Raw genomic sequence first — 12635 nt, forward strand, 5'->3', positions numbered from 1 at the left:
CTTGCGCCTGTCTCATGCTTCGACGCGTCAGCGCGTGACATCAAAAGCGTGCGTCTTATGGCATCAGTCAGAGAAGGCGTTCAGAAAAACAGAGGCATAGCACCACCTGATCCCATCCCGAACTCAGAAGTGGCTCTCAACACGCCGCAGGCGCTCACCATCGCCGATGGTAGTGTGGGGGATCCCATGTGAGAGTAGGTCGTCGTCAAGCATCCTACAAAGGAAGCCCTGATAGCGACGCTGTCAGGGCTTTTTTGTGTCTGTGGTTTTTCGCACCTCAACGCATCTATATTGCGCATCCCTTCTGTGCCCCGCTTGCGCCTGCCTCATGCTTCGACGCGTCAGCGCGTGACATCAAAAGCATGCGCCTTATGGCATCAGTCAGAGAAGGTGTTCAGAAAAACAGAGACAGAGCACCACCTGATCCCATCCCGAACTCAGAAGGGGCTCTCAACACGCCGCAGGCGTTCACCACTTCGAGTATGAGAGAGAAACTAACCATTATTAATGGTTGCATTGCTGCGCTTCTCTAACGAAATAGGTGGAACTGATTGTTAGAAGCTTACATTTTTAATAATGTAATAATTCTATGACTGCTCTGAAAAGGATGAAATTATGCGCCCAGCGTTGGCACAAGATATGGCGAACTATAACCGCTGGATGAATCAACGTATTTATGACGTTTGTTCACAGTTATCAGATCAAGAGCTTAGAGAAGACCGCAAGGCATTCTTTGGATCGATTCACGGAACATTAAACCATCTCTTGCTTGGTGACAAAATCTGGCTCGGCCGTTTCCTTGGTTCGCCTTATACTGTGGCTAAGTTAGATGAAGAAATTCATCATAGTTTTCTTGACTTAAAGACAGATAGAGAAGCAACCGACCAAGCTATTATCGATTGGGCAAATGGCTTAACCGATGATGTATTAGACAGCACATTGGAGTATCGCAGCGTGGTGAACCCTCAACCACGCAGTTATGAGATGTGGTTAGCTGTAAATCATTTCTTTAATCATCAAACGCACCACCGCGGTCAGGTCACCACGTTATTGTGCCAGGTTGGCCTAGATGTGGGCCTAACAGACTTAATCTGGTTACCGGATGTGGTTGAGCGTAACACTTAGGCTATCCGCTCAAAGGGATCGTTTGGCCATGATATGCTCTAAACACGTAATGCGTTCATTTATTTCTTGCATATCATGATCGACAAAGTCACGTTTTTTTAGTTCGTGTTCCAGCATGTTTTTTTGCTGGCGAATGAACTTCCAATGTTTCTGATTTTGCGCCTGTTCCGCTATACGACACAGCCCCTCAAGTAGTCTCAGCTGTACGGAGAGGCTTCTATTTGCATGTTGGCGAATTTGGTCATAAGCGCTGTTGGCTAAGCTTTCAAAGGAGGCTTTTTTAAATATAAGCCTAGGTTTATCCTCATTATCGCAGGCGATACCCTGTGGAAATTCTTTGTGTAGCAAATTACAAAGAGTGGTACTCAATTTATCGACACAGACAATGGCAGAGTAGGGATCGTTGATACTTGGTGACAGGGCTCTTAAGGCGATTTCTACTAATTGCAAAATAGCGAACTCAGGATCTTGTATTGGCGTACGTTTTGCGCCTAGCGTGATACAGCTTAGCAGTGATTCAATTTGAGAAGGTGAGGGGTCATCTCCTGAGTGATGTATAACAACCATTCGAGAGGTAATGTAATCACCTGGTGTAATAAGCAACTCTGCGCATTGGTCATAAGAAGATAGAATTTGAGTCAAACTCGTATAATTAATCGCTTGTACATAACCAGATCGTTTTATATGGATGGGAGTAAAAGCGCTTTTAAGGGGTCTTTCGATGGATTTACATGAAGTATTTTTAGCCTCATTACTTCTTTGCTCATCGAATATATGGAGGATATTTGTCTGCATTGTTTCGAATACCTTATCGATCACGTTGTCAGCTTGCAGGTTGATGGCTACGTGATGAATAAAGTAGATCAGCAAAAGAATACCGCTGAAGGTCAATAATATGGCCCCGCCTAGAGTCAGTCCAGGCAGGTATTCTCCGCCAGCGAAGTTGTCTGTGGCTCGCGCTAATACTAAGCAATACAGAAAGATAGAAGTAAAAACACCTAATACGGATTGGGTGCTAGGATCATTCATGAAATTTCGGATGAGCCTAGGGCCAAATTGAGACGACGCATTGGTAAGGGCAACCATTGTGATAGAGAAAGTAATACTCACTACTGTCATAACACTTCCTGCTACCGTGGTTAGCAAGTCCCGAGTAATACTCCCATCTGCATGGTATAAAAAATTGAGCCAATGGATGTCTTGTAGATGTAAATTTTTATCCACCCAAAGTAATGATGAACATAACAGAAGTGTTGCAAAAATAATCAGACAAGGTACAAACCAAAAACTCGTACGTATCGTGTCATAGGTTTTGAGTAACTTGTTGGTTGGGAAAAGTGAGATCTGCACCATTACTTCCTTTTTATGATTTATCGTTTAGTTACAGCGTTATGATAATGACACAGGAGGGCAATAGGCGTTGCAAAAATATGGGCGAGTGTATTAATTTTTCATTCTCATAGGAAAAAGCGCTTTTAGCATACTTAATACTAAAAGCGCTTACATGTCCTAATTAGTGAGTAGATTGAGCACTCTGCTGGCGTCTGCGTTCGCTTGGGATTGAACAGCAACTGATGAGCGTTCGAGAATACTGTTAACTACTTGGTTGCTTACTTCTCCTGCAAAATCAGTATCTTGTATCCGTGATCGGGCTGCTGATTCATTTGCTTGGCTTTCTAATAATGCATCAACACGGCTGCTAAATGCATTTTGGGTCGCGCCATATTCTGCTTGCAAGCTGTCAATATTCTCTAAGCTGCTGTCGACCGCACTCAATGCACTGTCGAGAGAGGCTTGATTAGTGATATCAAAAGCAAATAAGCCATTTGTAGTAAGGGTGTCACTTACATCGTTAGTGTTGACTCCCATCGTGCTATTAGCATCCGGGCCCACTTGGAAATCAAGAGTGCTGTCACTGCTTAAAAGCTCTTGTCCTGCAAAGGTGGTTGAGCCTATTGTTCCCTGAATATTCTCCAGAAGAGCGTTGGCCTGTTGTTGAAGCGCCTGTCGGTCAGAATCAGAATAAATGCCATTACCAGCCTGCACCGCTAGCTCTCGCAATGACGACAGGTCTTTGGTAATCGATTCCAACCCGCCTTGTGCAATCTGTGTTACAGAAATACCAGACATGCTGTTCGCAACAGCTTGTCCGTTCCCATCGATTTGGCTCGTTAACCGATTAGCAATCTGAAGGCCTGCTGCATCGTCTGCAGCACTGTTGATACGTGTACCACTAGCAAGATTAGTTTGGCTTGTATTAAGTGACTGCGTAGCAGAGGTGTTAACGTAATTTGAGCCTATGTTATTAATACTCATGTAATCATCCTTGCCGCGAATTGGCGATATGGAATTTGTAACTTTCTTAGTATAGTTGGAAGTTGGATAGATTAAAAATCGATCAGAATTTTGTCTAAGTTTGACAAGAACTTTTCAAACAGAAAAGCGCTTTTAGACACCGTCTCATCGTAAAATAGTAAATCCTCATAGCGAGTAAGTGGCTTTATAAAGGTGAGTAAGTGTTTAGGTCACTGGCGATACGAGCTTAGGAAAAGGTATTCAGACATTGAGAGAAAGGAATGAATCCAATGTATATAATCATCAAAAAGATGTACACCAAAGCTGGAGTCATATTGAATGATTAAGCGTTTCTTCTCACGACATAAAAAGGCATTACCCTCCATGTCAGGGAATTATGATGTGTTGCCTCGGGAACATAATCGTAGCCAATTTACTAAGCTAGTAGAGTCCTTCAAAGTGAATAATGTGGGATGTGATGCGTTAACCCCTCAAATGTTAGAGCATAAGTTCATACGGTTTTCAGAACAAAACAAGTTGGCAGTAGGTCTTAATTCTCACCTCATAAGTCATTGTTCTCCTGAACGATTACAACAATTGCTAAGGATTGGAAATTACGATGCCATGATAAAAAGCGGCATTAAGAAAATAGAAAAAGAGGATGTAAATTTCTCGTGGCATAAAGAGAAAGATATTGTGGGCTCTTTATTTGTAGATCGTGGCTGTTTTATTTTAGTCAGAGCGGTAAAGCGAAGAGTCGGCCTTAATCGGCGTTGGGTCTTCGATTTATACCTTGCCTCACGTCATTTTGCTTAGGATTCGAAGAACTTGACGATGACCTCATATGCCCCAGAATTCTTTATTAAGCGCATACTTGATGCTGAATACGTAACGCATGTTGAAACGTTGCAGTCGTTGTGGAGCGGATATGGACATATCTCACGCTACGCGGTGAAAGTAAAAGACCGTTACTTTCATGTGATTCTAAAAGCCATTGATAGCTCGTCTAGCCAAGGGCATCCTAGAGGATGGCAGTCGGACCTAGCCCATCAACGCAAGGTTCATTCTTATGAAGTAGAAACGAACTGGTACCAGAATTGGGCCAATGGCTGTGTCAATGTCGCGCGTGTGCCGCATTGTCTAGGCGTGTTACAGCAAAACGACACGGTTTTTTTACTCCTGGAAGATTTAGACGAAAAGGGGTTTGATCAAAGGCATACACAGCTAGACCTTTCGCAAGCAGTGGCAGTTTTGCAATGGCTGGCAACCTTTCACGCTCATTTTATATCGCCCGATCCCAGTGAGTCTTGGCCGGTGGGGTTATGGCCTCAAGGTACCTACTGGCACCTTGCGACACGTCCAAATGAGTGGCAGGCGATGATTGCGAGTCCACTCAAGGACGCGGCCGAGACGATAGACAACACATTACGCCAAGCGCGCTATCAAACGCTTGTGCATGGCGATGCTAAAGTTGCCAATTTCTGCTTTACAGCTGATGCATCAAGCGTAGCCGCCGTTGATTTCCAATACGTGGGCCGCGGTATAGGTGTGCAAGATGTGGCGTATTTCCTCGGCAGTTGTTTAAGTGAAGTTCAGCTTGAAGAAGATTTAGAGTATTTGCTCGATGTCTACTTTAGTGAATTAGCACGTTGCATGATTGCTCGTGGCGAATCCCCTGACTTTGCGGAGTCTGTTATCACGGAATGGTATCGATTATTTCCTGTGGCGTGGGCGGACTTCCATCGTTTTATCATGGGCTGGTGTCCAACCCATGCAAAAAATACGAGCTTTAGCCGTAAGCTTACCCAGCAAGGATTAAACATTTTATTGACCTAGAGATGCGGGCATTTACTTTTGTTTTCTGAAAAGAAAGATCAGTTCATCGGTTAGCCAGTCTGCGTCATAATTGTGAGAAGTGGCGCGTGAAAGATAATAAAGGGTCATTTTCGTAATCTCCTGCTCCGCGAGCGCAGGTATCAACGCCATCTGAAACTTGAATTAATCGAGAGCCAACATCGGCATGTAAATGAACCGTATTTTCGCATTCGGAGTTAAACTCGTCTCTACCTATAAATGTAGCTAAAGAGAAATTATCTGTAACACCATAAACTTCATCGGCCAAAGAAGCGGCAATATTTGGGCTGATAGTGTCCATTATCTAAATTTCCTTTCATGTTTATTTCCAGTGGCAGTTTGTGCCTATAAAGCCTCTTTCTCCGGTACTAACACGTTTGGCACCAGCAGTAATCTCGCAAACTAAGTTATTCGGCTGTTGATTATTAAACTCGTATAGCTCAGGAGGCTCGACCTTGGCACCTCCCCATATTTGAGTCTCAGTATTTTGATATTGAACGAATATTTGCTGATGAACTAGGAAGCCCGTGGGTGTGATAAATGGTTCAGTGAATTCCCAAAAAACAGAGTCGAACTCAAAGTTTCCCTTCTCATCTGAGGTGGTTTTGTCTTCACCTTTTCGACCAAATAACTCATATTTTCGTATTAATACGGCATCAGCCGCTGGTTCTCCTTCATAGAGCGGCTGGCCTTCAAAGCCCGAGAACACACATCCAGTCTCTTTCTTTTTGAACAGTCCCATTCCTTCATCTCCATATACTGTGGACGATAACCAAAGTGCCAATAAAATCAGAGCGCTTCCTATAGTGAGTTTTGGGAGGCTGAACATTACTTTGTTTGCACGACAAATTCCTTCTATTAGTTTTTCCATACGCAGCGTGTCGTAATAAATCCGTATTCCTCAATATCAACTCTTTTAGGCTTATTGGTTAATTCACAAATAAGATCTGTCGGTTCGTCATTGAACTCTGAGAGTTCGTGTGTCTTGCCTTTAGCTCCACCCCATATTTGAGTCTCAGTATTTTGATATTGAACGAATATTTGCTGATGAACTAGGAAGCCTGTTGGTGTCATGAATGGTTCCGTGAATTCCCAAAAAACAGAGTCGAATTCAAAGTTTCCTTTCGCATCTGCGATGGTTTTGTCTTCACCCTTTCGGCCAAACAGCTCATATTTTCGTATTAATACGGCATCAGCCGCTGGCTCTCCTTCATAGAGCAGCTGGCCTTCAAAGCCCGAGAACACGCACCCAGCCTCTTTCTTTTTGAACAGTCCCATTCCTTCATCTCCATATACTGCGGACGATAACCAAAGTACCAATAAAATCAGAGCGCTTCCCATAGTGAGTTTGGGGTGGCTGAACATTGCTTTAACGATTGGGCGAGCAAAAGAAGACATGAGAAGTTCTTTCTCTGTTATTGATTAAATTGATCTTTGGCTAAAAATAAACCAAGCAGAATTATGAAAGAGTGGGTCTATTGGGTGAAAGAGGGTTTAAATATAACTTTCATTTGATTGACGATAAGCTGACATGGTGTTGTGGGTTTCGAGCCTTACGAGTTACGTAAGGCTCGATTGGTCTTGGCTGTTGCTTCGGCTGTTAGTGGGTTCTCTGGCCATGGGTGCTTAGGGTAGCGTCCACGCATTTCTTTGCGTACGTCTGGGTAGGCTTCTTGCCAGAAAAAGGCTAAGTCCATGGTCACCGCCAAGGGGCGTTGGCCGGGTGATAACAGCTCTATTTTAACCACTTTCCCTGCAATTCTAGGGCTTTGGGTTTCGCCGAACATTTCTTGCAGTTTGACTCGTATAACAGGGACATCGCCTTGATAATCTACTTTGATGCTTGACCCCGATGCCACTTGGACCCGCAAAGGTAATGCTTTGAGTTGCTGTTGCTGGGACCAACTGAGCAGCGCCATCAGTGGTTCAACGAGGCGGATTTTTTCCAATTGTTGAATGCGCGTTACGCCCACCAAATAAGGCGCCAGCCAGTCTTCTAGTCGCTTCAACAAACAACGATCGCTGGCGTCGGGAATGGCAGCGTCTAGGTGTTGATGGGCAAATCGGATGCGGGCCCTGAGTGCTAGACTGTCATCATCCCAATGAAGACTACTTAAGCCTTTTTGTCGAATATAGTGACAGCTTGCTAACGTCACGGCGGACTCAGGTAGCGGTGTGAGAGATATTTGATCAAGCTTTAATTTACCCAACCAGGTTTCTTCCGCACCGATTAAGCCGCCACTGGCTTTATCCCATTCGCAGCGTTCTACTCTCGCAAGTCGATCGGCTAAAGCATTTTCAAGCTCGCGTTTAAGAATAGGATGAGACAGATATATTTGATCCGCATCGCGTTCGGCGTGTCCACCTAATTCCAATGCAATTAAAAACTCAGACTGAGCGTTACTGTCATGGCTTGGCAAAGCCGCTTGGCGACCATTGCTTAGCTTAAATAAAATATGATCGTCATGCTGGCGGTGGCGCTTGGCGATCCGGTCCGGAAAGGCCACTGCAAGGCATTCCGCTAAAGATCGCTGTATTGGTGCAGACGCTTCAGAAAAGTGTTTGGATAACCCGGATAGCGTGCGTTGCCAAGCGTGTTTTTGCGAGCCAGTTTTTCGATATTCAATGGCACTTAGTAGGCTAGAGTCTTGTGTGCTTTTGGCCGCGCCATCATAGAGTAATACCGCGGCTTCCGTGGCGCTTTGAAGTTGTCCGTAACGTTGGGCGTCCAGTAGCAAGCGTGCCAACCTCGGTGGTAAAGGCAGCTCTACTAGAGTTTCTCCCGTTGAGGTTAATGTCAACTGGGTACTTTGCTCTAGAATACCTAGCGACGTTAATAATTGTTGAGCTTGCTGCCAGTGAGCAGCCGGTGGCGGGCTGATCCAATCGAGTTCCTCTAGGGTTTGTGCCCCCCAACGAGCCACGTCCATGACTAAGTGGCTTAAGTCTTCCAGCTCGATTTGTGGAGCGTTGTGTGGACTTAAACGGTGTTGCTGATCTGCCGACCACCAGCGGTAGCAGACACCGGCTTGTAATCGGCCTGCGCGACCTGCGCGTTGCTGGTGGCGAGAACCACTTTTCTATAACCAGCGTGTGCAGGTGCAATGACGTTTTCTTGCTCCGATAGACTCAGATCACCAAATAAACTGAGCAGTTCGGTTTGTGCTGGTAGGGTGCCATCAAGCATGGATTGAACGGCACGTATTTCACGCTGGCCGGGTAGAAAAACGAGTATTGAGCCATTGTCTTCTTGTAAGGCTTGGTGAACCAGTTTAGCGACGTGTTGCGGTATGTCTTGTTGCTTGAGTGACAGATTGCTGTAGCGCATGCTAATGGGGAATTGACGTCCTTCACAAATGATCGGATCACACTGCAGCAGTTCAGTTAATCGTTCACTGTCGAGGGTGGCCGACATAACTAACAGTTTAAGTGGATCGTCATCACGGAACAGTAGTCTGGCCTGTAGGCTTAATGCGAACGCCAAATCTGAATGTAGGTTACGCTCATGAAACTCGTCGAAAATAATTAAGGCAACCTCATCGAGACTGGGATCATCCTGCAACATTCGGGTGAGAATGCCCTCAGTAACGACTAATATTTGAGTATGAGCGCTCTGTTTACCTTCTTGGCGTATTTGATAGCCAACACGATGCCCAAGCGGTTCGCCAAGTTGATCTGCGAGTCGTTTCGCTGCGGACTTAGCGGCCAGCCGACGGGGCTCAAGCATGATGATTTTGCGTTGACCGAGCCACGCTTCATCGAGAAGAGCCAGAGGTACAGCCGTTGTTTTCCCCGCCCCCGGGGCGGCTTCAAGTATGGCTTCATTGTGCTGAGCTAACTGTAATTTTAAATCTGGAATGATAGAGTAGATAGGCAAAGCAAACGTCATAATGATCCCCTGTAGCGAGGGGGCATAATAGCGATATTTGTTTAGAATTTCAGTGACAACATGCCTCGCACTAAGGTATGAACGATATAAAAAAGACGTACGATATGATTGTTAATGGTGTATTAACAATCTTATGGTAAAGCTTCTTGCGACACGGGCCGATCCAGCCAAACTATAAGAAATAAAAAGGATAGATAACAGCATGAGCGAGCTCGGAAAAAAGACCCTGTTGATCGTTGATGACGAGCCGGATATCCGGCACTTATTGAGTGACGCCTTGGCTCAAAAAGGCTATCAAGTGTTTGATGCCCAAAATGGTGTGATGATGTGGCAGTGCTTAGAAGAGCACCCCGTTGATTTGATCTTAATGGACCTCTACTTACAAGAAGAAGATGGATTACAGCTAGCGCGAGAAGTCAGAGAGCGCTTTGACATGCCGATCATGATGTTAACGGGCAAAGGGGACGAGACGGATCGTATTCTGGGTCTTGAACTGGCGGCGGACGATTACATGATGAAACCCTTTAATCTACGTGAGCTGACCGCACGTATTCATGCTTTATTGCGTCGCAGTAACCGCCATATACCAACTCAGACACTGAGCACAGATCACGACTGTTTATATTTTGGTAAGTGGATACTAGATCTGACGTCACGCCAATTGCGTGACCAACAAGGGGACGAGGTTATACTCACTTTAGGTGAGTTTTCTTTATTAGAAACGCTGGCGACACGGCCCGATCGAGTACTGAGTCGTGAGCAAATCATTGATTTAAGCCGAGGCCTCGAAACGGAAGTGTTTGATCGTACAGTCGACGTGCTGATTCTACGTTTACGTCGTAAGCTGGAAGCCAATCCTAAAGCGCCAGAGTTTATTAAAACCCAACGTGGTTTGGGGTATTTATTCCAAGGTCCTGTCAGCAAGAGCGTCGGCTAATGCGCCAAGTCAGCATTCGTCAAAAAGCGTCCATTGTTATTTTAGCAATCAGTATGGTGGCTGCTTTTATGGTGGTAATTGGCTGGCAATCCATGCGTATCAGTGAAGCTTCCTTAGCGGATTTTGAAGCGCAGACACTCCCCGAAATCAGCACTGCATTGACGTTAGCGGAAAATGTTGCCCAGCTTGCCGCGGCAGCGCCTTATGCTGCTGGTTCGGCGCGACCTTTTCAACTGCAAGTGGAATCAGAGCGTTTAAATCGTCGTATTACGGATTTACGCAGCGTCGCTGATAACTTAAAAGACACGGTATTTCGAAGTGAAATTGAAGACCGCTTAGCGGATCTGGACACGACATTGGATGAGTTAGTGACACTTGTCCACGAAGAGTTGTATATCCGTGAAGACAGCCTAGCGCAACAATTTGCCATTAGAACTGTCGTCTCAAGATCTCAACAACAACCCACTGTATCGCAACAACAGGCGTTAGTTTGGTTGTTAAATCTGATCGAAGAGCCTGGACAAGTCGCACGACAAATGGTTGACCAGTTACGTCTAGTCGATAGCGACCCAAAGGTACGCGACATCGCGCAATCACTGCTGCAAGCGCAAGCTCGCTTGAATGAAATCCATGACCGCAAACGTTATTTATTGATCGCTCTGCGAGCGAAGTCCGAACAACTTAGCACCCAGGTCAGTGCTTTCGTTGGCACACTGCAAAAGCGAGTGTCTCGACAGCGCATGGAGGTTGGCGAAGTAGTCGCCAATGGTCAGCGCTGGTTAATAGGAATCTCACTATTTTTGGTATTAGGGCTGAGTTACCTGTATCTATCTAGCCGACGTATGACACGGGATTTAGGGGCCGTCACACAAGGAATGAAAGAGTTGTCATTAGGGCAAGTGGATTCGCGTAATCCGCCCATGCGTCGTAACGATGAGATCGGCACGCTGGCCAATGCTTTTGAAGTATTTCGGCGTGATGCCATTCGACGCTTGGAAGTATCTGCCGAGCTCACCGAACAAAAACGTTTGCTGGAAACCATCTTCGATAATATGAACGATGGTTTGAGTGTGTTTACCGAACAGGGCATTTTAATTGCATGGAATAAAGGTTACGAAGCGCTTTTTGATATTCAGCCAAACCAGCTCTATCGCGGTATGCCAATACAAGTGGTACAGCAGCTCATTACGCAAAGCTCTCACAAGAACCTCAACATGGAAAACCAGCTGGTTCAGATGGATGAGATCAATGCCTCACGACACCATCGTAGCCAAAGTTTTGAGCGTCACTTTGACTCGGGGAAAATCGTCGAATTTCGTTCCAAGCCCATGCCAGACGGCGGTTTTGTCACACTGTATACGGACTTAACTGAGCGTAAAAGCGTCGAAAGCCAGCTGCGCCAAGCGCAAAAAATGGAAGTGCTGGGGCAGTTAACCGGCGGTGTAGCCCATGATTTTAATAATTTACTGGCTGCTATTATGGGCAATCTGCAAATGTTGTCCGACTCATCTCCTAAAACCGATGACCAAGCACGTTATATCGAGCGAGCGTTAGCCGTTGCCGAGAAGAGCAGCAGTTTGGTGCATCGTTTGCTCGCATTCAGTCGGCGACAACAACTGTTTCCTGAAGCGACACATATCGACGATTTAATTGAGGGCATGTTGGATTTAGTGGAATACAGTGTCGGCAATCATATTCAGGTGACAGTCGACCTCAATTGCCCACAAGAGCGTTGCTTGATTGATCCATCTCAATTGGAAAATGCGCTGCTAAATTTGTCACTCAACAGTGCCGCGGCGATGTCTCGTGGCGGCACATTAAGCTTTTCAACCAAAGCGACTCAGTTACCTGATTCCGACGTGGCTGCTATTCGACTAAAAGTAGAAGACACCGGTAGTGGAATTTCTGAAGAGGTGCTTGGGCGTATTTTTGAGCCGTTCTTCACCACCAAACCAGTGGGTAAGGGCAGTGGACTTGGACTGAGTATGATCTACGGTTTTGTCAAACAAAGTGGCGGCGAGATACGGGTGACTTCAGAAGAGGGACAATGGACCAAAGTCTGTTTGTTTTTACCGCTGATGGCGCCGACTGAACTGGCAGAAATGCCTTCAAATCAAGAAAGTCTACCCACAGTACAGCTGCCGAATGACGCGGTTATCTGGCTGGTAGAGGATGACCCTGAAGTGTCTCATGTGATGCGTGAACAGCTACAACAGCTTGGTTGCATGGTACAAACCTTCGAGTATGCAGAAGACGCTTTGACGGGACTAGAGCGCTCTTTTCATCCCGATTTGATAATGAGTGATGTCAACTTGGCTGGCGAGTTACACGGTGTCGATTTAGCACATAGGTTGAAGGCCGATACAAGCTGGGAAGGGCAAGTATTATTAATGTCGGGCTTACCTGTACACGAATTAGTAGAAAGTTACGGACTCAACGATAGTGACTTATTGCTTTCAAAACCTTTTACAATCAGTGAGTTAGAGAAAGTTTTTCATTTCACAGATTGAATTGTTACAAATATTTCAAGGCCAT

The 12635-nt window shown here is 45.6% G+C and carries 12 protein-coding genes; 5 read left to right on the forward strand and 7 right to left on the reverse strand.

The annotated features are described in order from the left end of the window. The first annotated feature begins 615 nt into the window (after nt 1-615). Nucleotides 616-1125, forward strand: coding sequence for a DinB family protein (locus AYW76_RS17790; protein WP_067035741.1), 510 nt, complete (start codon nt 616-618; stop codon nt 1123-1125). Nucleotides 1126-1134: 9 nt separating this feature from the next. Here AYW76_RS17790 and AYW76_RS17795 read toward each other — a convergent pair whose 3' ends face one another. Then, nucleotides 1135-2478: a DUF2254 domain-containing protein gene (locus tag AYW76_RS17795; RefSeq protein ID WP_067035738.1), complete on the reverse strand. Its 1344-nt coding sequence runs from the start codon at nt 2476-2478 to the stop codon at nt 1135-1137. Between the two features lie 156 nt (nt 2479-2634). Then, nucleotides 2635-3441, reverse strand: a complete 807-nt coding sequence (locus AYW76_RS17800) for a flagellin N-terminal helical domain-containing protein (protein WP_067223740.1) — start codon at nt 3439-3441, stop codon at nt 2635-2637. 318 nt (nt 3442-3759) lie between these two features. Here AYW76_RS17800 and AYW76_RS17805 point away from each other — a divergent pair, with 318 nt between their 5' ends. Both AYW76_RS17805 and AYW76_RS17810 read left to right on the forward strand, forming a co-directional pair. Next, nucleotides 3760-4236 carry a hypothetical protein gene (locus AYW76_RS17805; RefSeq protein ID WP_067223742.1) on the forward strand — a complete coding sequence of 159 codons (477 nt, stop codon included), beginning with the start codon at nt 3760-3762 and terminating at the stop codon, nt 4234-4236. A gap of 18 nt (nt 4237-4254) precedes the next feature. Continuing rightward, nucleotides 4255-5256 (forward strand): phosphotransferase, encoded by a 1002-nt coding sequence (locus AYW76_RS17810; RefSeq protein WP_067223746.1) that lies wholly within the window; start codon nt 4255-4257, stop codon nt 5254-5256. A 64-nt stretch (nt 5257-5320) separates the two neighbouring features. On the opposite strand, the gene AYW76_RS17815 is transcribed toward AYW76_RS17810, so the two are convergent. The 5 genes from AYW76_RS17815 to AYW76_RS19445 all read right to left on the reverse strand — a co-directional run bounded on the left by AYW76_RS17815 (nt 5321) and on the right by AYW76_RS19445 (nt 9163). After that, nucleotides 5321-5575: a hypothetical protein gene (locus AYW76_RS17815; protein ID WP_067223749.1), complete on the reverse strand. Its 255-nt coding sequence runs from the start codon at nt 5573-5575 to the stop codon at nt 5321-5323. 21 nt (nt 5576-5596) lie between these two features. Then, nucleotides 5597-6145 (reverse strand): DUF6795 domain-containing protein, encoded by a 549-nt coding sequence (locus AYW76_RS17820; RefSeq protein WP_067223753.1) that lies wholly within the window; start codon nt 6143-6145, stop codon nt 5597-5599. Next, nucleotides 6133-6672: a DUF6795 domain-containing protein gene (locus tag AYW76_RS17825; RefSeq protein WP_067223757.1), complete on the reverse strand. Its 540-nt coding sequence runs from the start codon at nt 6670-6672 to the stop codon at nt 6133-6135. The genes AYW76_RS17820 and AYW76_RS17825 overlap by 13 nt, the downstream gene beginning before the upstream one ends. A gap of 155 nt (nt 6673-6827) precedes the next feature. Continuing rightward, nucleotides 6828-8204, reverse strand: coding sequence for an ATP-dependent helicase C-terminal domain-containing protein (locus AYW76_RS19440; RefSeq protein ID WP_231872651.1), 1377 nt, complete (start codon nt 8202-8204; stop codon nt 6828-6830). Between the two features lie 50 nt (nt 8205-8254). Continuing rightward, nucleotides 8255-9163, reverse strand: a complete 909-nt coding sequence (locus AYW76_RS19445) for a DEAD/DEAH box helicase (RefSeq protein ID WP_231872652.1) — start codon at nt 9161-9163, stop codon at nt 8255-8257. Between the two features lie 202 nt (nt 9164-9365). On the opposite strand from AYW76_RS19445, the gene AYW76_RS17835 reads away from it, so the two are divergent. Together AYW76_RS17835 and AYW76_RS17840 are read left to right on the forward strand one after the other, a co-directional pair. Then, nucleotides 9366-10100: a response regulator gene (locus tag AYW76_RS17835; RefSeq protein ID WP_067223759.1), complete on the forward strand. Its 735-nt coding sequence runs from the start codon at nt 9366-9368 to the stop codon at nt 10098-10100. Next, nucleotides 10100-12610, forward strand: a complete 2511-nt coding sequence (locus AYW76_RS17840) for a PAS-domain containing protein (RefSeq protein ID WP_067223762.1) — start codon at nt 10100-10102, stop codon at nt 12608-12610. The genes AYW76_RS17835 and AYW76_RS17840 overlap by 1 nt, the downstream gene beginning before the upstream one ends. Nucleotides 12611-12635 lie beyond the last annotated feature (25 nt).

Origin of the sequence: Marinomonas gallaica (assembly GCF_001639745.1) — a bacterium.
Lineage (GTDB): Bacteria > Pseudomonadota > Gammaproteobacteria > Pseudomonadales > Marinomonadaceae > Marinomonas > Marinomonas gallaica.